At 72.9% G+C, this 19,135-nt stretch carries 17 protein-coding genes and 1 tRNA gene; 7 read left to right on the top strand and 11 right to left on the bottom strand.

Annotated features, from left to right (window positions below; all coding sequences use genetic code 11):
- Positions 1-66: 66 nt before the first annotated feature.
- The 3 genes from ACFFIC_RS09225 (at position 67) to ACFFIC_RS09235 (ending at position 3,347) form a co-directional block, all read left to right on the top strand.
- Positions 67-1,017 carry an aldo/keto reductase gene (locus ACFFIC_RS09225; protein ID WP_377049882.1) on the top strand — a complete coding sequence of 317 codons (951 nt, stop codon included), beginning with the start codon at positions 67-69 and terminating at the stop codon, positions 1,015-1,017.
- On the top strand, positions 1,001-3,214 hold the full coding sequence (locus ACFFIC_RS09230; RefSeq protein WP_377049883.1) for a protein-disulfide reductase DsbD family protein: 2,214 nt from the start codon (positions 1,001-1,003) through the stop codon (positions 3,212-3,214). The genes ACFFIC_RS09225 and ACFFIC_RS09230 overlap by 17 nt, the downstream gene beginning before the upstream one ends.
- Before the next feature lie 47 nt (positions 3,215-3,261).
- Positions 3,262-3,347, top strand: a tRNA-Leu gene (locus ACFFIC_RS09235).
- 34 nt (positions 3,348-3,381) lie between these two features.
- On the opposite strand, the gene ACFFIC_RS09240 is transcribed toward ACFFIC_RS09235, so the two are convergent.
- From ACFFIC_RS09240 to ACFFIC_RS09250, 3 genes are read right to left on the bottom strand one after another with little or no spacing between them, the layout of a single operon-like run.
- The gene (locus ACFFIC_RS09240; protein WP_377049884.1) at positions 3,382-4,356 is read right to left on the bottom strand and encodes a pirin family protein; all 975 of its coding nucleotides are present in this window, start codon (positions 4,354-4,356) and stop codon (positions 3,382-3,384) included.
- Positions 4,353-4,985, bottom strand: a complete 633-nt coding sequence (locus ACFFIC_RS09245) for an alpha/beta hydrolase (protein WP_377049885.1) — start codon at positions 4,983-4,985, stop codon at positions 4,353-4,355. The genes ACFFIC_RS09240 and ACFFIC_RS09245 overlap by 4 nt, the downstream gene beginning before the upstream one ends.
- Positions 4,986-5,036: 51 nt before the next feature.
- Positions 5,037-5,960 carry a ring-cleaving dioxygenase gene (locus ACFFIC_RS09250; protein WP_377049886.1) on the bottom strand — a complete coding sequence of 308 codons (924 nt, stop codon included), beginning with the start codon at positions 5,958-5,960 and terminating at the stop codon, positions 5,037-5,039.
- Positions 5,961-6,156: 196 nt separating this feature from the next.
- Here ACFFIC_RS09250 and ACFFIC_RS09255 point away from each other — a divergent pair, with 196 nt between their 5' ends.
- Both ACFFIC_RS09255 and ACFFIC_RS09260 read left to right on the top strand, forming a co-directional pair.
- Positions 6,157-6,588 carry a DoxX family protein gene (locus ACFFIC_RS09255; protein ID WP_377049887.1) on the top strand — a complete coding sequence of 144 codons (432 nt, stop codon included), beginning with the start codon at positions 6,157-6,159 and terminating at the stop codon, positions 6,586-6,588.
- 69 nt (positions 6,589-6,657) lie between these two features.
- On the top strand, positions 6,658-7,548 hold the full coding sequence (locus tag ACFFIC_RS09260) for a LysR family transcriptional regulator (protein ID WP_377049888.1): 891 nt from the start codon (positions 6,658-6,660) through the stop codon (positions 7,546-7,548).
- A 24-nt stretch (positions 7,549-7,572) separates the two neighbouring features.
- Here the strand turns inward: ACFFIC_RS09260 and ACFFIC_RS09265 are convergent, their stop codons facing one another.
- Positions 7,573-8,118 (bottom strand): MarR family winged helix-turn-helix transcriptional regulator, encoded by a 546-nt coding sequence (locus ACFFIC_RS09265; protein WP_377049889.1) that lies wholly within the window; start codon positions 8,116-8,118, stop codon positions 7,573-7,575.
- Between the two features lie 213 nt (positions 8,119-8,331).
- Here ACFFIC_RS09265 and ACFFIC_RS09270 point away from each other — a divergent pair, with 213 nt between their 5' ends.
- On the top strand, positions 8,332-9,912 hold the full coding sequence (locus tag ACFFIC_RS09270) for an FAD-dependent monooxygenase (protein WP_377049890.1): 1,581 nt from the start codon (positions 8,332-8,334) through the stop codon (positions 9,910-9,912).
- Between the two features lie 51 nt (positions 9,913-9,963).
- On the opposite strand, the gene ACFFIC_RS09275 is transcribed toward ACFFIC_RS09270, so the two are convergent.
- Genes ACFFIC_RS09275 through ACFFIC_RS09295 form a run of 5 tightly spaced genes read right to left on the bottom strand, consistent with a single transcriptional unit; the run spans position 9,964 to position 16,211 of the window.
- Positions 9,964-10,956 (bottom strand): tripartite tricarboxylate transporter substrate binding protein, encoded by a 993-nt coding sequence (locus ACFFIC_RS09275; protein WP_377049891.1) that lies wholly within the window; start codon positions 10,954-10,956, stop codon positions 9,964-9,966.
- A 41-nt stretch (positions 10,957-10,997) separates the two neighbouring features.
- Positions 10,998-12,137 (bottom strand): acyl-CoA dehydrogenase family protein, encoded by a 1,140-nt coding sequence (locus tag ACFFIC_RS09280; protein WP_377049892.1) that lies wholly within the window; start codon positions 12,135-12,137, stop codon positions 10,998-11,000.
- Positions 12,138-12,150: 13 nt separating this feature from the next.
- Positions 12,151-13,353, bottom strand: a complete 1,203-nt coding sequence (locus tag ACFFIC_RS09285) for an acyl-CoA dehydrogenase family protein (RefSeq protein WP_377049893.1) — start codon at positions 13,351-13,353, stop codon at positions 12,151-12,153.
- A gap of 12 nt (positions 13,354-13,365) precedes the next feature.
- Positions 13,366-14,544 carry an acetyl-CoA C-acyltransferase gene (locus tag ACFFIC_RS09290; RefSeq protein WP_377049894.1) on the bottom strand — a complete coding sequence of 393 codons (1,179 nt, stop codon included), beginning with the start codon at positions 14,542-14,544 and terminating at the stop codon, positions 13,366-13,368.
- Complete coding sequence (locus tag ACFFIC_RS09295; RefSeq protein WP_377049895.1) at positions 14,541-16,211, bottom strand: AMP-binding protein; 1,671 nt, start codon at positions 16,209-16,211, stop codon at positions 14,541-14,543. The genes ACFFIC_RS09290 and ACFFIC_RS09295 overlap by 4 nt, the downstream gene beginning before the upstream one ends.
- 145 nt (positions 16,212-16,356) lie before the next feature.
- On the opposite strand from ACFFIC_RS09295, the gene ACFFIC_RS09300 reads away from it, so the two are divergent.
- Entirely contained in the window at positions 16,357-17,196 is an 840-nt protein-coding gene (locus ACFFIC_RS09300; RefSeq protein ID WP_377049896.1) for an IclR family transcriptional regulator, read from the top strand.
- On the opposite strand, the gene ACFFIC_RS09305 is transcribed toward ACFFIC_RS09300, so the two are convergent.
- Complete coding sequence (locus tag ACFFIC_RS09305) at positions 17,184-18,179, bottom strand: Gfo/Idh/MocA family protein (protein WP_377049935.1); 996 nt, start codon at positions 18,177-18,179, stop codon at positions 17,184-17,186. The genes ACFFIC_RS09300 and ACFFIC_RS09305 overlap by 13 nt on opposite strands.
- Positions 18,179-19,135 (bottom strand): MDR/zinc-dependent alcohol dehydrogenase-like family protein, encoded by a 957-nt coding sequence (locus ACFFIC_RS09310; protein WP_377049897.1) that lies wholly within the window; start codon positions 19,133-19,135, stop codon positions 18,179-18,181. The genes ACFFIC_RS09305 and ACFFIC_RS09310 overlap by 1 nt, the downstream gene beginning before the upstream one ends.

Consider the following 19,135-nt stretch of genomic DNA (forward strand, 5'->3'; position numbering starts at 1 on the left):
TCACCCCTGGGCAGAGGGGGGCCGGGCGCCCACCTCCGGGGCCGCACCCGGAAAAAGGACCACCCCATGCAGATGCGCCCGCTCGGCCGGACCGGCCTGGAGATCGCCCCGCTGGTGTTCGGCGGCAACGTCTTCGGCTGGACCGCGGACGAGGCCACCAGCTTCTCCCTGCTGGACGGCTTCGTGGATGCCGGGCTGAACGCCATCGACACGGCGGACGTGTATTCGCGCTGGGCGCCCGGGCATCAGGGGGGCGAGTCCGAGGCGATCATCGGGCGCTGGCTGCGCGCCAATCCCGGCAAGCGGGAAAAGGTCCTGATCCTCACCAAGGTGGGGATGGACATGGGGGAGGACCGCAAGGGGCTGTCCCCCCGCTGGATCGAGCGGGCGGTGGAGGATTCGCTGCGCCGGCTGGGAACGGACCGGATCGACCTCTACCAGTCCCATTCCTTCGATGCCGAGACCCCGCAGGAGGAGACGCTGCGGGCCTATGACGCGCTGGTCCGGGCGGGAAAGGTGCGGGCGATCGGGTGCTCGAACTTCGATGCGGCCCAGCTTGGGGAGGCGCTGGAGGTGGCGGAGGCCAAGGGGCTGCCGCGCTACGAGAGCCTGCAGCCGGAATACAACCTGTATGACCGCGCGAGCTTCGACGGGCCGCTGCGCGACCTGGCCATGCGCGAGGGCGTGGGGGTGATCACCTATTTCAGCCTCGCCGCCGGGTTCCTGTCGGGCAAGTACCGGTCCAAGGCGGACCTGGAGGGGCGGGCGCGGGCAGTGCGCGCGGAGAAGTACCTGAACGAGCGCGGCATGCGGATCCTGGCGGCGCTGGACGAGGTGGCCGCGCGGCGCGGCGCGAAGCCGGCCGAGGTTGCGCTGGCCTGGGTGATCGCGCGGGAGGGCGTGACGGCGCCCATCGCGAGCGCGACGAGCCTGGAGCAGCTGGCGAGCCTGGTGCGGGCGGTGCACCTGCCGCTGGAGGCCGGGGACGTGGCGGCGCTGGATGCCGCGAGCGCCTGAGGCGTCGCGCAAGGGTGCGCATCGGGCGCTGCGCGGAGGCGCGCATCGGGCGTCGCGCGAAGGAGCGCATCGGGCGCTGCGCGAAGGCGCGCATCGGGCGTTGCAGGGGGCGGCGCATCGGTCCTATGCCGTGCTGATGCACGCGTTCCTCCTCTTGCTGGTGGTTTTGCTGGCCTCCCCCGCCGCGCGGGCGGCGGAGAGCGAGGCGGTGGCCTCGCCCCGCGCGCGGGTGACGCTGGTGGCGGAGGCGGCCGCGGTCGCGCCGGGGCAGCCGTTCCGGATCGCGCTGCGGCAGGTGCTGGCGCCGGGGTGGCACACCTACTGGACCAACCCCGGCGATGCCGGGGAGGCGCCCTCGCTGGAGCTGGCCCTGCCCGATGGCGGCTCGGCGGGGGCGATGGCCTTTCCGGCGCCGGCGCGCATTCCTTATGGCCCGCTGGTGAACTTCGGCTACCTGGGCGAGGCGGTGTTCCCGCTCACGGTGACGCCGCCCGCGGGGCTCGAGCCCGGGCGGCTCTACACCATCGAGGGAACGGCGCGCTGGCTGGTCTGCGCGGATCTCTGCATCCCCGAGGAAGGGACCTTCCGGCTGGACCTGCCGGTGGAGGCCGCCGCGCGGCCGGATGCGGCGGCGGCGGCGCTGTTCCGTTCGGCGGAGGCCGCGCTCCCGCGCCCCTCCCCCTTCACGGTGCAGGCGGGGTTCGAGGGTGCGCGCGGGGCCGTCGCGCTGTCGGGCCTGGGGCCGGGCGGAGTGCGGGAGGCCTTCTTCTTTCCGGACGAGGCCGGGGTGATCGACAACGCGGCGCCCCAGGTGGTCTCGCTGGCCGATGGGGCGCTGGTGATTTCGTTCCGCCGGGGCACGGGGGCGGTGCCCGGGGTGCTCTCGGGCGTGGTGGGCCTGACCGATGCGGCTGGGGTGCGCTCGTCCTACGCGGTTTCGGCGGTGCCGGGGGCGATGCCGGCGGGCGGTGCGGCCATCGGGGAAGCGGGCGGGGCGGCGCTGTGGCAGGTGGTGCTCTGGGCGGCGCTGGGCGGGCTGATCCTCAACCTCATGCCCTGCGTGTTCCCGGTGCTGGCGATGAAGGCCATGGGGCTGGCGCGGCTTTCGGGCGCGTCCCGCGGGGCGGTGCGGGCGGAGGCGCTGTTCTACGTGGCCGGGGTGGTGGCGGCGTTCCTGCTGATCGGCGGCGCCCTGGTGGCGGCGCGGATGGCCGGATCGGCGGCGGGGTGGGGATTCCAGTTCACCTCCCCGGTGTTCGTGGCGGGGCTGGCCTGGCTGATGCTGGCGGTGGGGCTGAACCTTTCGGGGGTGTTCGCCGTGGGCGGCCCCTCGACGGGCGGGCGCATGGGAAGCTTCGGCACGGGGGCGCTGGCCGTGGTGGTGGCGACGCCCTGCACGGCCCCCTTCATGGCGGCTGCCCTGGGCGCGGCGCTGGCGATGCCGCCCGCGGGGGCCATGGCGGTGTTCGCGGCGATGGGGCTGGGCATGGCGGCGCCGCACGCGCTGCTGGCGGCCGCGCCGTCCCTGGCGCGCGCGCTGCCCCGGCCGGGGGCCTGGATGGAGCGGCTGCGGCAGGTGCTGGCTTTTCCGATGTATGGGGCGGCGGCCTGGCTGGCCTGGGTGGTGTCGGTGCAGTCGGGCCCCGATGGGCTGGCCTGGGTGATGGCGGGCGCGGTTCTGGTGGGCTTCGCCGGTTGGGCCCTGGGCGCCGCGCAGGCGGCGGGGCGGCGGGCCTGGCTGGGGCGCGGGGCGGCGGGGGTGGCGGTTCTGGCCGCGCTGGCGCTGCTGCCGATGGTGCGCGCCGCGGCGGCGCCGGCGGGGATGGCGGTGGTAGCCGGCGAGGCCTGGTCGGCGGCGCGGGTGGCGGCGCTGCGGGCCGAGGGGCGCCCGGTTTTCGTAAACCTGACGGCGGCCTGGTGCATCACCTGCCGGGTGAACGAGCGTGTGGCGCTGGACACCCCGGCCACGCGCCAGGCCTTCGCCCGGGAAGGCGTGGTGGTGCTGACGGGCGACTGGACGCGGGGCGATCCCGCGATCTCCGCGCTGCTCCGCGAGCGCGGGCATGAGGGGGTGCCGCTTTACCTGTTCTATCCCGCCGGGGGCGGGGCGCCCGTGGTGCTGCCGCAGATCCTGACGGAGCGGATGGTGATCGAGGCGGTCTCGGCGGGGCGGGAGGGCGCGCGGCCGGCGGCGTGAGGGGGGTGGGCGTGACGCCGGCGCGCGGGGCGCTATGCTGGCCGTGGCCCCCCTTGGCGGAACGGTAGACGCAGGCGACTTAAAATCGCTCACCCGTTGGGGTGTGCCGGTTCGAATCCGGCAGGGGGGACCATGCTTGCGGCCCGGCCCTCCCCTGCCCTTCCATCTCAGCTCGTGGGCGAACCCGCCGACGGCACCTGGGTCGTGGCACGCACCGAGACGCGTTCCTCCGGCAGCGGGATGAACTCCTTGTCGTCGCCCGGCACGGTGCCGAAGCGCCCGGCCTTCCAGTCCGCCTTGGCCTGCTCGATCCGCTCGCGCGAGGAGGAGACGAAGTTCCAGAACAGGTGGCGCGGCCCGTCCATGGCGGCGCCGCCCAGCATCAGCAGGCGCGCGCCCTTCGGCCCGGCCGTGAGGGCGAGGCCGTCGCCGGCGCGGAACACCAGCATGCGCCCGGCCTCGAAGCGGTCCTCGCCCACCGTGACCTCGCCCTGCACCACATAGGCGCCGCGCTCCTCGTGGTCGGGCAGCGGCAGGGAGGCGCCGGGCGCGAGCACGGCATCGGCGTAGAACAGGTCGGACGGCGTCTCGACGGGGGAGCGGGCGCCCCAGCCATGGCCGGCGATCAGGCGCAGGCGGGTGCCGCCGTCCTCGATGATGGGCAGGGTGGCGGCGGGATGGTGGACAAAGGCGGGCGCCACCTCCTCCTGCGCGCGCGGAAGGGCGACCCAGGACTGGATGCCGTAGAGCGGGTTGTTGTGGGAGCGCAGCGCCTGGCCCGTGCGCTCGGAATGGGCGATGCCGCGGCCGGCGGTCATCCAGTTCACGTCGCCCGGGCGGATCGAGAGGTCCGAGCCCAGCGTGTCGCGGTGCTGGATCTCGCCCTCGAACAGGTAGGTGACGGTGGAGAGCCCGATATGCGGGTGGGGGCGCACATCGAGGCCCTTGCCGGTGAGGAACTCCCCCGGCCCCATCTGGTCGAAGAAGATGAAGGGGCCGACCATCTGGCGCTCCTTCGCGGGCAGCGCGCGGCGGACCTCGAAGCCGCCGATGTCATGGGCGCGCGGGATGATGACCTGGCCGACGGCGCCGGCCTCGGGGCATTCGGGCATGGTGCCCGCGGGATCGCTCTCGACGCTCATGGGGCATTCTCCGGAAGGGCCGCGAGCCAGTCGCGGGCAAGGGCGACGTCCATCTGGGACAGTCCGTGGCCGAGGGGAAGGTCGTGGTGCTTCACCGTGGCGCCGGCCGCCTGGAGGATCGCGGCCAGCCTCGCGCTGTTCTCGGCGGGCACGATGGGATCGCTGGCGCCGGACAGCAGCAGCACCCTGGTGCCGTCCAGCCGGGCCGCGGGCGGATCGCGGAAGGGGACCATGGCGCGCAGCAGGGCGGCGCCGCGCAGCAGGCCGGGGTGGCGCAGCAGCAGGGCGGCCGCGATGTTGGCGCCGTTGGAGAAGCCGAGCGCGACGGGGGCCGCGATGCCGTGGCGGGCCTGGGCGTCGCGGATGAAGGCGGCCAGGTCGTCGGTCCGGGCGCGCAGGTCCTCCTCGTCGAACACGCCTTCGGCCAGGCGGCGGAAGAAGCGGGGCATGCCGTTCTCCAGCACCTGCCCGCGGGGCGAAAGGAGGGCCGCGCCCGGGGCGACCAGCCGGCCGAGGCCGAGCAGGTCGTTCTCGTCGCCTCCCGTGCCGTGCAGCAGCAGGAGCGGCGGGCGGGCCGGGTCGGCCGCGGGCTCGAAGCGGTGGGCGAAGGCGGGGGCGGTGGTGCTCATCTCTGGGTTCCCTTGGCGGGCCGCATCACGGGGATGCGGCCCCTCCCTTGTTCAGGCGAGGACGGGAAGCGCGGCTTCGATGGCGGCACGGTGGCCTTCCAGGAAGCGCGGCAGCTTCAGCGCGGTGCCGAGCGCCGCCTCGGCCTCGTCCACGGCGAAGCCGGGGATGTCGGTCGCGATCTCGAACAGCACGTGGCCGGGCTCGCGGAAGTAGACGGAGCGGAAGTAGTCGCGGTTCTTCTGCTCGGTGGTGCGCAGGCCGTGATTGTCGGCGAGCTTGCGCACCATCTCCGCCTGCGCCGCGTCGTCGGCGGCGCGGAAGGCGAGGTGGTGGACGGAGCCGCGCCCCATGCGGGCCGGCAGGAAGCCGCCCACCGCCCGCAGGTCCACGATGCCGCCCAGCGCCGTGCCCTCGGCCCGGTAGCGGGTGGTGTCGCCCTCGCGCCCGGCCTCGGCGAAGCCGAACACGTCGGACAGGATGGCGCCCGTGTTCTCCGTGCGGTCGAGCATCAGGGTGACGCCGTGAAAGCCGCGGATGGCCGCCTCGGCCGGGATGCCCTCGCTTTCCCAGGCGGGCTCGCCCCCGATGCCCGGAAGGCCGACGAGGGACAGGCGCAGGCCGTCGGGGTCGCGGAAGGAAAGCACCGTCTCGCCGAAACGGGTGCTGCGCTCCAGCCCGTGGTTCACCAGGCGCTGTGTCCAGAAGCCGATGGCGGATTGCGGGATGCGGAAGGCGGTTTCCTGCAACTCGCCCGCCCCGGCGCGGCCGGGTGCCGCGTTCTCCCAGGGGAAGAAGGTCAGGATCGTGCCGGGGCTGCCCGCGGCGTCGCCGTAGTAGAAGTGGTAGGCGCCGGGGTCGTCGAAGTTGACGGTCTTCTTGACCAGCCGGAGGCCGAGCACGCGGGTGTAGAAGTCGAGGTTGCCCTGCGCGCTGCCGGCGATGGCGGTGACGTGATGGATGCCGTTCTGGGTCATGGGGGACTGAACTCCGCTGGGGAAAGCACCGGGGGGCGCTTCGTCTGGGTGCAGCAAATGGCCTTTCGCCGGTGGGAAGCCAGCCAAAACCGATTGCGCTGGTGCAATCCCATCCTTGTCGAACCGGTCATGGCATTGCGGATCGCCGGCAGCCATTCTTCGGGCCAGTTTCGCAACCCGAATGGAGTGTTCCTCCGTGATCGACACCCGCTTTGCTCCCTATGCCCTCCTCCTCCTGCGCGTCTCGCTGGGGGTGATGTTTCTTGCCCATGCCTGGCTGAAGGTTTCCGTCTTCACCATGGCGGGCTTCGCCGGCTTCCTCGGGCAGGTGGGCCTGCCCGCCGGGCTGGCCTGGCCGATCGTGCTGGCCGAGGCGATCGGGGGCGCCGCGATCCTGCTCGGCGTCTACGCCCGCGTCGTTTCCGTGGCGCTGCTGCCGGTGCTGCTGGGCGCGCTGGTGGTGCATTCCGGCAATGGCTGGGTGTTCAACGCACCCAATGGCGGCTGGGAGTACCCGGCCTTCCTGGCCGTCGCGGCGCTGGTGCAGGCCCTGGCCGGCGATGGCGCCCTGGCCCTGCGCGGGACGCCCGTGCCGGCGCCGCGGCGGGACCTCGCCGCCGTGGCCTGACGCCCCTAGAATCCTGCAACCTGCCGGCGGCACGCTTCGGTGCCGCCGGCCTCGCGTTTGGGGATACTCGTGAAGGACGCCGCCAGAACCCTTGCCTGGGACGACTTCCGCCTGATCAACGCGGTGGCGGAAACGCGCAACCTGCCGGCGGCGGCGGCGCAGCTGGGCATCGACCATTCCACTGTGTTCCGGCGCCTGCGGGCGGTGGAGGCGGTGCTGGGCACGCCCTTGTTCGAGCGACACCGCGCCGGCTACGCCCTCACCCCCGCCGGGGAGGAAGTGGCCGCCCTGGCCGCGCGGGTGGACGAGGACATCACCGCCGTGACGCGCCGGCTGGCGGGACAGGCGCCCGCACCCTCGGGCGAGCTGCGGCTGGCCACCAGCGACAGCCTGCTGTCGGACCTGCTGATGCCGATGCTGGCGCGCTTCCGGCGGGCGCATCCGGCGATCCGGCTTGATGTCGTGACGGGGAATGCCTCGCTGAACCTGTCCCGCCGCGACGCGGACGTGGCGGTGCGCGCCACCGACGACCCGCCGGACACGCTGGTGGGGCGGCGGGCGGCAGGCATCGCCTGGGCGCTCTACGGCACGGCGGTGGCTGACCCGGAGACGGCGGACTGGGTGTGCCTGGGCGACAACCTCGCAGGGCTGCGCGTGGTGCGCGCCGCGCGGGAGGCGGTTCCGGCGGAGCGGCTGGCGGCGCGCTTCGACACGGTGCTCGGGCTGGCCCACGGGGTGGCCGCCGGGATCGGCATCGGCCACCTGCCCTGCTTTCTCGGGGATTCCTGGCCAGGGCTGGTCCGGCTGGCGCCGCCCCAGCCGGAATATGCCAGCGGCTTGTGGCTGCTGACCCATCCGGACCTCCGGCACACGCCCCGTGTGCGGGCGCTGCTGGATTTCCTGGCCGGGGAGATCGCGGAAGCGAGGCCGCTGATCGAGGGGCTCAGCCCGGGTGCCTAGTGCGGGGTGCCTGGTCCGGGGTGCTTAGTCCTCGGGCCGCATGAGCGGCACGCGCACCAGGGCGTCGTGGTGCGACAGGAGGCGGTCCAGCAGGGCGGAAAGAGCCCCGGCCTCCTCGGGGGAAAGGGGCGCGAGCAGGCGGCGGCGGGCGCGCTCGGTGGCGGGCGCGATGGCCTCCAGCAGGCGGGCGCCCTCCTCCGTCAGGCTCAGCACGCGGCGGCGGCCGTCTGTGGCGTGGCGGCTCCGGCGGAGCAGGCCGCGCGTTTCCAGCAGGCCCACCACCATGCCCGTGGTGGAGCGGTCGAGGCCGAGAGCCTGGGCGACGCCCACCTGATCCAGCCCGGGGCGCCCGCGCAGGGCGGTGAGGATGCCGTACTGGGTGGAGGTGATCTCGAAGGTCCGGCACTCCTCGGCGAAGACCGAGAGCGCGATCTGGTGGGCGCGGCGCAGCTTGAAGCCGGGCCGCGCGTAGATGGCGTCCAGCGCGGAGGGAGCGGCGTTGCCCGCGGCAGCATCAGCGCCGGGGGCAGCAGCAGCGCCCGGAGCCGCAATAGCGCCTGTGGCAGCCATCTCTGGCGCGGGGCGATGCTTGAGATCCTGTTCGTTCAGCGCTCGGGTTCCTGGGGGCACGGCAATGGGTTCGCAGGAAACGCGGCCGAATGCCAGGGGGATCGCGCAAACTCATCAGCCGTCTGACGATCTTGACCGCAGCAGGAGCTTGTGAAAGCTTCGCCCGCCCCGGTTTCCCTGCCGGGCCAGCAAGAACGAAGCACCGGAAACGCCATGCCAGACAATCAGGACAGCACGCAGGTCGTCATCGTCGGCGGCGGGCCGGTGGGAACGGGGCTGGCGATCGAGCTGGCGCTGCGTGGCGTGCGCTCGATCCTGGTGGAGCGGTATCCCTCCCCGCAGCCCATCCCCAAGGGGCAGAACCTGACGCAGCGGACCATGGAGCACTTCCATTTCTGGGGCGCGGAGCCGGCGCTGCGGGCCGCGCGGACCATTCCCCCGGAATACGGCATGGGTGGGCTGACGGCCTATGGCACGCTGCTGGGCGACTACCAGCACGACTGGCTGAAGCGGGAGCTGGTGCAGCAGTTCTACTTCAAGGGCAACGAGCGCCTGCCGCAATACGCGACCGAGGCGGTGCTGCGCGCGCGGGCGGCGGAACTGCCGGAGATCACCACGCTGTATGGCTGGACCGCCGAAGGCGTGGAGCAGGACGCGGAGGGCGTCACCGTCACCGTCGCCGAGCGCAAGGGCGGCGGGCGGCGGGTGCTGCGCGCGGCCTATGCCGTGGGATGCGACGGCAGCAAGTCCACCGTGCGGGAGGCGGCGGACATCACGCAGACGCGGTCCGACCACGACCGGCTGATGGTGCTGCTGGTGTTCCGCTCCACGGGGCTGCACGAGCTGCTCAAGCGCTATCCCGGCAAGTCCTTCTACAACGTGCTGCACCCTGACCTGGAGGGCTACTGGCAGTTCTTCGGGCGGGTGGACCTCGGCACCACCTGGTTCTTCCACGCGCCGGTGCCGGCGGGCACCACGAAGGACAGCATGGACTTCACCGCCCTGCTGCATCGCGCGGCCGGCGCGGAATTCGACGTGGCCTTCGAGCATATCGGCTTCTGGGACCTGCGCTTCGCCATCGCGGACCAGTACCGGCGCGGCCGCCTGTTCGTGGCGGGCGACGCCGCGCACAGCCACCCGCCCTATGGCGGCTACGGCATCAACACGGGGCTGGAGGACGCCGTGAACCTGGGCTGGAAGCTGGCGGCCAGCTTCGGGGGCTGGGCGCCGCCGGGGCTGCTCGATACCTACGACGCGGAGCGGCGGCCGGTCTTCGCCTCCACGGCCGGGGACTTCATCGAGAGGTCGATCCACGTGGACCGCGACTTCCTGGCGGAGCACGACCCGCTGCGCGACCGCGCGGCGTTCGAGGCGGGCTGGGCGGCACGGACCTCCGGCGCGGCCACGGAGGTCGCGTCCTTCGAGCCGAACTACGAGGGCTCACCGATCGTGCTGGGGCCGGCGGGCAAGCCGGGCGCGGTGGGGTCGCACAGCCTCGCGGCACGCCCGGGGCATCACCTGGCGCCGCAGCCGGTGGCGTCGGGGGAGAATGTTTACGAGGCGCTGGGCCTGGGCTTCGCGCTGCTGGCCGCGGAGCCGGACGGCCCGGTCGCGCGGCAGTTCCGCGCGGCGGCGGAGGAGATGCGCCTGCCGCTGGACGTGATCGCGCTGGGGGACAAGGCGCGGGAGAATTACGCGGCGGCGAACGTGCTGGTGCGGCCCGACCAGTTCGTGGCCTGGGCGGGCGATGCGGCGGATGCGCAGGCGGTGCTCGAACGGGCCCGAGGGGGGTGAACCGGGCGGGTGAGGGTCACGGGGGAGGCACGCCTCCCCCGGCCCCTGCCTTCAGCTCGCCTTGAGCCCGAGGCGGCGGATCATGGCGCCGTCCTCCTCGTACTGCGCCCGCGCGGCGGCGGTGTAGTCGGCGCTGCCGAGGAAGGCGGGAGACATGTCGTAGCGTTCCAGCACCGCGACATGGGCGGGGTCCTGGGCGGCCTCGCGGAAGGCTTCCTCCAGGGCACGGACGATCGCGGGGTCCATGCCGGCCGGGCCGCCGATGCCGTAGGGCGAGGTCGAGACGATGTCGAGGCCGAGTTCCTTCAGCGTCGGCGCGTCGGGGAAGCGCTTCGCGCGCTCGGGCCCCCAGGTGCAGAGCAGGCGGAGCTGTCCTGCGGCGACGAGTTCCGACCAGCCGCTGGTTTCGGCGGAAACCTGGGTGTTGCCCGACAGGGTGGATTGCAGGTTCTCCGCCGCGCCGCGATAGGGAACCTGCACCCACTCGATGCCCTCCTTGGCCGCCACCTGCTCCATGGTGATGTGGAGCGAGGTGCCGGAGCCCGGGGTGCCGTAATTGATCTTGCCGGGGTTCGCCTTCGCGTAGGCGATCAGCTCCCGGAAGGTCTGCCAGGGGGCGTCCGCCTTCACCACCACGCCGAAGAGGTAGCCTGTGATCTGGGCGATATAGGTGAAGTCCTTCATCGGGTCGAAGGGCGGGCGCGGCACCATCTGCGGGTAGCGGAACACCGAGATGGGGATCTGCGACAGCGTGTAGCCGTCCGGCCGCGTGTTTCCCGCGAGAAGCTGGGCGCCGAGGATGCCGCCCGCGCCCGCGCGGTTTTCCACCACCACGGGCTGGCCGAGGCGGCGGGAGGCGGCGTCGGCCAGGGCGCGCATCAGGATGTCGGTGGAGCCGCCGGGCCCCCAGGGCACGATCAGGCGGATCGGGCGGTCGGGGAAGCGGCCCTGGGCGAGGGCCGGGCGCGCGAGGGCCGCGACGCCAGCGCCGAGCGCGAGCGCACCTCGCCGTCCGGTGGGGCGGCCGATGGTGGGGGTGAACATGGGTCGTCTCCTCGTCAGGCCATTCGGCCCATCGTCCTGCGTCAGATCTCTTCGACCAGCCCACCGGCCTCGGCCACCTCGCGCAGGTGGTGGTCGGTGTCCCCGAACAGGGATTCGGCGGCGGTCAGGCGCTTGAAGTAGTGGCCGGCCTTGTATTCCCAGGTCATGGCGATGCCGCCATGGAGCTGCACCGCTTCCTGCCCGACGAGGCGGGCGGAGCGGTTCACCTGGGCCTTGGCGGCGGCCATGGCGGGGCGACGCTCGCGCGCCTCCGGCTCCTCCGCCATCATGGCGGCGAAGATCGCCATGGAGCGTGCCTGCTCCACCGCCACCAGCATGTCCGCCGCGCGGTGCTGCAAGGCCTGGAACGAGCCGATGGTGACGCCGAACTGCTGGCGCTGCTTGAGGTAGTCCACGGTCATGCGGTGGAGTTCCTCCATGCCGCCGAGGCTGTCGGCGCAGAGGGCGGCGAGCGCCACATCCACCACGTGGCCGGCGAGCGGCAGGCCGCGGTCCATCTCGCCCAGCACGCGCTCGGCCGGCACGCGCACGCCGTCGAAGGCGATCTCGGCCACGCGGGTGCCGTCCTGCGCGGGCATGCCGTGGCGGGAGACGCCCTCCGCGTTCGCGTCCACCAGGAACAGGGTGACGCCGTCATGGTCGCGGCGGTTGCCGGCGGTGCGGGCGGTGACCACCAGCAGCCCGGCCTCGTCGCCGCCGAGCACCACGCCCTTGCGGCCGTCGATCACGAAGTCCCCGCCGTCGCGGCGCGCGGTGGTGGCGACGTCGTAGAGGTCGAAGCGGGATTGGCGCTCGAGCTGGGCGAAGGCCATCTTGAGCGAGCCATCGGCGACCTGCGGGATGAACTCCGCGCGCTGCGCCTCCGTGCCGCCGAGCCGGAGGAAGCCGCCGCCCAGCACCACCGTGGAGAGGTAGGGTGCGGTGATCAGGGCGCGGCCGATCGCCTCCATGACGATCATGGTTTCCACCGGGCCGCCGCCGATGCCGCCGTCCTCCTCGGAGAAGGGGAGCGCGAGAAGGCCGAGCTCGGCGAAGCCGTTCCACAGCGCCTCCCCCTCTCCCGCCGCCATGGCGTGGGCGGGGTCGCGCGCGTTGTCGGCGGCGAAGCGGTCGATGCTTTCCTTGAGGAGCCGCTGCTCCTCCGTCAGGTCGAAGTCCACGCGCGGTTTCCCTTCAGAGACCCAGGAAGGCCTTGGCGATGATGTTGCGCTGGATCTCGTTCGAGCCGCCGTAGATCGAGACCTTGCGGTAGTTGAAGTAGAGCGGCGCCGCGGCATCGGCCCAGTCCGGCGAGACGGCGGGCTCGTTCCAGCCTTCCGGCCGGTCGTGCTCGGGCGCGGGCAGGGCGTAGGGGCCGGCGACCTCCAACAGGAGCTCCGTGGTGGCCTGCTGCAGCTCGGAGCCCTTGATCTTGAGGATCGAGGAGGCGGGATCGGGCTTGTCGGCGTCGCGGTGGCGCTGGTTGGCGACGACCCGCATCTGGGTGATCTCCAGCGCCTTCAGCCCCACCTCGATCTCGGCGACGCGGCGGCGGAAGTCGGTGTCGTCCCAAAGCGTGCGGCCGCCGGCCTCGGTCTCGCGCGAAAGGCGCTTGGCGCGGGCGAGGCGCTGCTTGGACAGGCCGATGCGCGCGATGCCCGTGCGCTCGTTGGCGAGAAGGAACTTGGCGTAGTCCCAGCCGCGGTTCTCCTCGCCCACCAGGTTCTCGGCGGGAACCTCCACCTCATCGAAGAAGACCTCGTTCACCTCGTGCGCGCCGTCGATGGTGATGACGGGGCGCACCGTGATGCCCGGCGTCTTCATGTCGATCAGCAGGAAGGAGATGCCGCGCTGCTTCTTCGCCTCCCTGTCCGTGCGGACGAGGCAGAAGATCCAGTCGGCGTGCTGGCCGAGCGTGGTCCAGGCCTTCTGGCCGGACACGACGTAGTTGCCGTTGCGCTTCTCCGCGGTGGTGCGCAGCGAGGCGAGGTCCGATCCCGCGCCGGGCTCGGAGAAGCCCTGGCACCACCAGATGTCGAGGTTGGCGGTGGCGGGCAGGAACTTCTGCTTCTGCTCCTCCGAGCCGAAGGCCGCGATGACCGGGCCGACCATGAAGACGTTGAACTGCAGCGGCAGGGGAACGGCGGCGCGCTGCATTTCCTCGGTGAAGATGTAGCGCTGCACGGGCGACCATTCCTTGCCGCCCCAGGCCACCGGCCAGTTGGGGGTGGCCAGCCCCGCCGCGTTCAGGATGCGCTGCGACGTGACGATGTCGTCCCGGTGCAGGTGGCGGCCCTCGGCCACCTTGCGGCGGATCTCGGCGGGCACCTTCTCGCGGAAGAAGCGACGGAGGTCGTCGCGGAAGGCGATCTCCTCGGGGGTGAAGCGCAGGTCCATCGGGGGCTCTCCTTACGCGATCTCGATCAGGCCGGCGGCGCCCTGGCCGCCCGCGACGCACATGGTCACAACGGCAAAGCGCACCCCGCGGCGGCGGCCCTCGATCAGGGCGTGGCCGACGAGGCGCGCGCCGCTCATGCCGAAGGGGTGGCCGATGGAAATGGCACCGCCGTTGACGTTGACCAGCTCCGGGTCGATCCCGAGCTTGTCGCGGCAGTAGATGGACTGGGAGGCGAAGGCCTCGTTCAGCTCCCACAGCCCGATGTCCTCGACCTTCAGGCCGTGGCGGGCGAGCAGGCGCGGCACGGCGAAGACCGGGCCGATGCCCATCTCCTCCGGCTCGCAGCCGGCCACCGCGAGGCCGCGGAAGATGCCGAGCGGCGAGAGGCCGCGGCGGGCGGCCTCGTCGGAGGACATCAGCACGCTGGCGCTGGCGCCGTCCGAGAGCTGGCTGGCGTTGCCGGCGGTGACGTACTTCCCTTCCTTCACCGGCTTGAGCTTGGACAGGCCCTCGATGGAGGTGTCGGGGCGGTTGCCCTCGTCCTTGTCGAGGGTGATCTCCTGCTGGCGTATCTGGCCGGTGGCCTTGTCCGTCACGTTCATGGTGGCGGTGATCGGCACGATCTCGCCGTCGAAGCGGCGGGCCTGCTGGGCGCTGGCGGTGCGGCGCTGGCTTTCCAGCGCGAACTCGTCCTGCGCCTCGCGGGAGATGCCGTAGCGCTCGGCCACGAGGTCCGCCGTGTCGATCATGGTGTCGTAGATGGAGGGCTTGTTCGCCTCCAGCCAGGCGTTGCGGTAGTGGTTGCGGTTCACCGTGGGCTGCACGAGGGAGATGGATTCCACGCCGCCCGCGACGGCGACGGGCACCTTGTCCACGATGATGCGCTTGGCGGCGGCGCCGATGGCCTCCAGCCCCGAGGCGCAGAAGCGGCTGACGGTGAGGCCGGCGGAGGTGACGGGAATGCCGGCGCGCAGCGCCGAATGGCGGGCGACGTTGCCGCCCGTCGCGCCCTCCGGGTAGCCGCAGCCCATGATCACCTCCTCCACCGCCTCCGGCTCCAGCTTCGCGCGGGACAGGGCGGCGCCGATGGCGTGGGCACCCATGTCGGCGCCGTGGGTGGCGTTCAGCGCGCCGCGATGGGCGCGGCCGATCGGGGTGCGGGCGGTGGAGACGATCACGGCGTCGGTCATGCGGGGGGGCTTTCTCTGGGAGGGGCGTTCCGGGCCATTTCCTCGGCGGCCAGGGCGCTTGCCAGCAGCTTGCCGGCGGGGGAGCGGGGAAGTTCGGTGCGGAGTTCCAGGGCAGCCGGCATCTCGTGGCGGCCCAGGCGGTCGCGGAGGAAATCCCGGAGCGCATCGAGCGTCAGCTCGGGCGCGCCGGGGCGGAGCGTGACGAAAGCCTTGGCGGACTGGCCGCGGTAGCTGTCGGGGATGCCGATCACCACCACCTCGTGGACGTCGGGGTGCTCGTAGATCGCGCCCTCGATGGCCGCCGGATACACGTTGAAGCCGCCGGAGATGATCATGTTCTTCCGGCGGTCCATGAGAAAGAACATGCCGTCCGGCTCCATGCGGCCGATGTCGCCGGTGAGGAACCAGCCGTCGCGAAAGGCGGCGGCGGTTTCGGCGGGCTGGTTCCAGTATCCGGCGAAGACGTTGGGGCCGCGGATGGCGATCTCCCCGGCCTCGCCCGGCGGAAGCGGGCGGGCGGGGTCGTCCAGCGCCACGATCCGCATGTCCACGCCCGGAAGCGGCACGCCGATGATGCCGGGGCGCAGCGTGGCCGCCACGGGCACGCGGGTGCCGGCGGGGGAGGTCTCGGTCATGCCCCAGCCGATGTGCAGGCGCTGGCCGAGCAGGGCCTCCACCCTGGCGCCGACCTCGAAGGGCAGCGGCGCGCCGCCGGAGATGCAGGCGCGGAGGGATGAGAAATCCGTCCCGGGCGCGTCCGGGTGCTTGAGGAGGGCGATCCACATGGTGGGCACGCCCGGCATGACCGTGACGCGCCGCGCCTGGAGGTCGCGCAGCGCCGTTTCGGCGTCGAAGCGGGGGCGCAGCAGGATCTCGTTGCCGCAGGCGAGGTGGCGCAGGAGGACGCTGGACAGGGCGTAGATGTGGAACAGGGGCAGCACGCCCATGACGCGCTGCTCGCCCTCGGCCAGCACGCCGCCATCCTGCCAGTGGCGGTAGATGTCCACGGTGGCCGTCAGGTTGGCGTGGGTGAGCATGGCCCCTTTCGGCAGGCCGGTGGTGCCGCCGGTGTACTGCAGCAGGGCGATGTCGTCGGGCGAGACCTCCGGCAGGCGCGCCGGGGGGAGCCCGGCGCCGAGGGTGGAGAGAAGAAGGGCGCGGGGGTCACCCTCCCCTGCTTCGCCTCCCCAGGCCGCGTCCTCGCCCAGCAACACGCGGTCGGCGATGCCGGACTCCAGCAGTTCGAGCGCCGTGGGCAGCATGCCCGGCAGGTCCGTGGTGATCACGGTGCGGGCGCCGCTGTCCGTCATCTTGTGGTGCAGCACCCGGCGGGCATCGAGCGGGCTGAGATGGACCACGCGGGCGCCGAGCCTGGCCAGCGCCAGGAAGCAGACGGGGTGCCAGGGCGTGTTGGGCAGCAGCAGCGCCACGGGCAGGCCGGGGGTGATCCCGAGGTGCTGGAGGCCGGCCGCCAGCCGGTCCACGGCGGCGTCGAGGGTGGCGTAGCTGGTCTGCCGGCCGCGGTATTCCAGCGCCGGCCGCGCGGACCAGCGGGCCACGGCCCCGTCCAGCAGGGCGCCGAGCGTGCCGGGCCGGATCGGCGCGTCCCACCGGCAGCCCGGCGGATAGGCCGCGAGCCAGGGGCGCAGGCGCGCCGCCTCAGCCATTCATGTCCAGGGCCGCCGTCACGGGCTGCATGGTCGCGTTCCTCTCTGGCCTTGTCTCATATTCCGCATTGCGGAAATATGTTCTGCCGTTCCCGGGCTTGGTATCGGAGAGGGGTGCGCGCGGTCAAGCGCGGAGGGGAGCGGGATGCGAAAGCGTGCGGTGGCGGAAGCGGGAGAGGAGGCCGGGGGCGAGGACCGGCAGTTCGTGGCGGCCATCGCCCGCGGCTTCGACATCCTGCACGCCTTCCGGGCCGAGGACCCGATGCTCGGCAACCAGGAGCTGGCCGAGCGCACGGGGCTGCCGCGCGCCACGGTGTCACGCCTGACGCACACGCTGACGCGGCTGGGCTACCTCACCTACCTGCCGCGCTTCGCGAAGTACCAGCTCGGAATGGGGGCGGTGCCGCTGGGGCAGCTGGCGCTGGCGAACATGGGCATCCGGCGGATCGCGGCGCCGCTGATGCGGGCGCTGTCGGAGGAAACCAACGCCTCCACCTCGCTGGGCAGGCGGGACGGGCTGATGATGCTCTACGTGGAGCACGTCTCTCCGCGCACGGCGGTGGCCCTGCAGCTGGAGGTGGGATCGCGCCTGCCGCTGGCGCTGACGGCCATGGGGCGGGCCTGGTACGCGCGGTCGGACCCGGCGGCGCGGGCGGCGGTGGACCGGGAGATCGCGCTCCGGCAGCCGGCGGAATGGCCGGCGATCCGGGCGGGGCTGCTCGATGCCGTGGCGATGGGGGAAAGCCTGGGCTTCACCGCCTCGCTCGGGGACTGGAACCCGACGGTGCACGCGGCGGGGGCGGCCATCGCCCTGCCCGGCGGGGAGATCGTGGCGCTGAACTGCGGGGCGCCGGCCTTCATGCTGGGGCGGGAGCAGGTGCTGGGCGAGATCGGGCCGCGGCTGGCGGCGGTGGCGCGGCGGATCGAGGCGATGGCCCAGGGCACCGGGCCCGCCCCGAATTCCGGAGCCAGTCAGCGGCCGTAGATGCGGTCCAGCACGGCGGCAACGGTGGCGAGTTCCCCCGCGGCGGGATCGAAGCGGACGCCGGCGGCGAGGCGGGCGGCCCAGTCGGCGGCGGCGCGGCCGCCCCAGTCGTCCGGCGGGGTGGCCAGGGTTTCGCGGGCGGTGCCGCGGAAGCGCTCGGCGGTGAAGTCGAAGAAGGAGCCGCCCTGGTTGCGCATCGCGGCGCCGCCGGTGGTGCCGTGGAAGGCGGCCTCGATCACGGCGTCCTGCCCGGCATGGAGGTTCCAGGAGCAGGCGAGGCGCACCACGGCGCCGCTGCCGAGGGTGAGGGTCGCGACGGCGAAGTCCTCCACGCGGTCGGTGCGCCCGGCCAGCGGCTCGCCGCCCGCGAAGAGGGCGCCGGTGGCGCCGGTGACCTCCGGGAAGTCCAGCACCCAGAGGGCGAGGTCCACGAGGTGGACGCCGAGGTCCATGACGCAGCCGCCGCCCGAGAGGGCGGGGTCGCGGAACCATGGCTTGTCCGGGCCGTAGGCGTTGTGGAAGACCAGGTCCACGGCATAGGGGCGGCCGATCTCGCCGCTCCGCACGAGCTCCCGGATGCGGCGCATCGCCTCGGTGTGGCGATAGGAGAGATCGACGGAGAGGAGGCGGTCGGCGCGGCGGGCGGCGTCCACGACGGCACGCGTTTCCTCCGCGCTGCGGCCGAGCGGCTTCTGGCAGAAGACGGCGGCGCCGGCCTCCAGTGCCTGGATGGACTGGGCGGCGTGCAGCGCGCTGGGGGTGGCGATGACGATGCCGTCCGGGCGCAGGGCGAGCAGGTCGTCGATGCCGACCACCACGCGCGCCTCGGGGGCGAGCTTCGCGGCCTCGGCGGCCATCTCCGGTGAGGGATCGGCGATGCCGACGGCCTCGGCCGCGCCGGAGGCGAGGATCGCGGCCATGCGGTGGCGCCCGATCCAGCCGGTGCCCAGGAAGCCGAGGCGCGTGCGGGTCCCGGAAAGCATCAAGAAAAGCGCACCAGGGCCTTCAGGAAGCCGTCCGGGCGGTCGCGCGTGGCGTCGAGGGCGGTGCCGAGCTCGTCCAGCCCGTAGGCGTGGGTGAAGAGGGGCGCGGGGTCCAGCCGGCCCGTGGCGATGGCCTCCACGGCCTCGCGGATGCCCTGGACATAGATCTTCGGGTCGCGCTCATGGGCGTTGATCACGTCGATGCCGCGCCAGTTCCACAGCCACATGTTCACCTGGCGCGGGCCGTCCTGGTGGTATCCGGCGACGACGAGGCGGCCGCGCTCGCGCGTGAGTTCGCCCGCGAGGTCGAGCGGCCATTGCTTGCCGACGGCCTCGATCACCACGTCGCAGAAGGTGCCGGATGTCAGCGCCTTCACCCGCTCGATGATGGCGTGGTGGTCCTCCATCGGGATGGTCTCGGCGGCGCCCATGGAACGTGCGAGGTCCAGCGAGAAGGGGCGGCGGGAGATGGCGATGACGCGGGCGCCGGCATCGGTGGCCAGCCGCGTCAGGATGGCGCCGAGGAAGCCGATGCCGAGGATGGCGACGGTGTTGCCCGCCACGATGCCGCTGCGGCGGAAAATGTTCATGGCGCAGCCCAGCGGCTCGCCCGGGAAGGGCTGGCCCGCGAGCGATGCCGGCAGGGGGACCACGTTGGCGGCGTCGGCGATGTCGTATTCGGCGTAGCCGCGATAGGTGAGCGCGGCCACGCGATCGCCGGGGGACAGGCCATCCACCCCCTCCCCCACCGCGTCCACCACGCCCCAGGCCTCGTGGCCGAGGTCGCCGGGCTCGGTGGGAAAGCGCATCCAGTCCGGGCCGGACCACGGCGTGAGGTTGGAGGCGCAGACGCCGCAGCCCTCCAGCCGCAGGCGGACCTGCCCGGGGCCGGGCTCTGGGCGGGGAACGTCCCGGACGGTGAACTGGCCGGGGGCGGTGAGGACGGCTGCGCGCAT

The sequence above is a fragment of the Muricoccus vinaceus genome, from assembly GCF_042433125.1.
In the GTDB taxonomy this organism is placed as follows: domain Bacteria; phylum Pseudomonadota; class Alphaproteobacteria; order Acetobacterales; family Acetobacteraceae; genus Roseomonas; species Roseomonas vinacea.

Excerpts from the sequence above, each read along its gene's own strand:
- ACFFIC_RS09225 (WP_377049882.1), top strand. The coding sequence starts at position 67 with ATGCAGATGCGCCCGCTCGGCCGGACCGGCCTGGAGATCGCCCCGCTG.
- ACFFIC_RS09230 (WP_377049883.1), top strand. The coding sequence starts at position 1,001 with ATGCCGCGAGCGCCTGAGGCGTCGCGCAAGGGTGCGCATCGGGCGCTG.
- ACFFIC_RS09240 (WP_377049884.1), bottom strand. The coding sequence starts at position 4,356 with ATGAGCGTCGAGAGCGATCCCGCGGGCACCATGCCCGAATGCCCCGAG.
- ACFFIC_RS09245 (WP_377049885.1), bottom strand. The coding sequence starts at position 4,985 with ATGAGCACCACCGCCCCCGCCTTCGCCCACCGCTTCGAGCCCGCGGCC.
- ACFFIC_RS09250 (WP_377049886.1), bottom strand. The coding sequence starts at position 5,960 with ATGACCCAGAACGGCATCCATCACGTCACCGCCATCGCCGGCAGCGCG.
- ACFFIC_RS09265 (WP_377049889.1), bottom strand. The coding sequence starts at position 8,118 with ATGGCTGCCACAGGCGCTATTGCGGCTCCGGGCGCTGCTGCTGCCCCC.
- ACFFIC_RS09270 (WP_377049890.1), top strand. The coding sequence starts at position 8,332 with ATGCCAGACAATCAGGACAGCACGCAGGTCGTCATCGTCGGCGGCGGG.
- ACFFIC_RS09275 (WP_377049891.1), bottom strand. The coding sequence starts at position 10,956 with ATGTTCACCCCCACCATCGGCCGCCCCACCGGACGGCGAGGTGCGCTC.
- ACFFIC_RS09285 (WP_377049893.1), bottom strand. The coding sequence starts at position 13,353 with ATGGACCTGCGCTTCACCCCCGAGGAGATCGCCTTCCGCGACGACCTC.
- ACFFIC_RS09290 (WP_377049894.1), bottom strand. The coding sequence starts at position 14,544 with ATGACCGACGCCGTGATCGTCTCCACCGCCCGCACCCCGATCGGCCGC.
- ACFFIC_RS09295 (WP_377049895.1), bottom strand. The coding sequence starts at position 16,211 with ATGGCTGAGGCGGCGCGCCTGCGCCCCTGGCTCGCGGCCTATCCGCCG.
- ACFFIC_RS09300 (WP_377049896.1), top strand. The coding sequence starts at position 16,357 with ATGCGAAAGCGTGCGGTGGCGGAAGCGGGAGAGGAGGCCGGGGGCGAG.
- ACFFIC_RS09305 (WP_377049935.1), bottom strand. The coding sequence starts at position 18,179 with ATGCTTTCCGGGACCCGCACGCGCCTCGGCTTCCTGGGCACCGGCTGG.
- ACFFIC_RS09310 (WP_377049897.1), bottom strand. The coding sequence starts at position 19,135 with ATGCGCGCAGCCGTCCTCACCGCCCCCGGCCAGTTCACCGTCCGGGAC.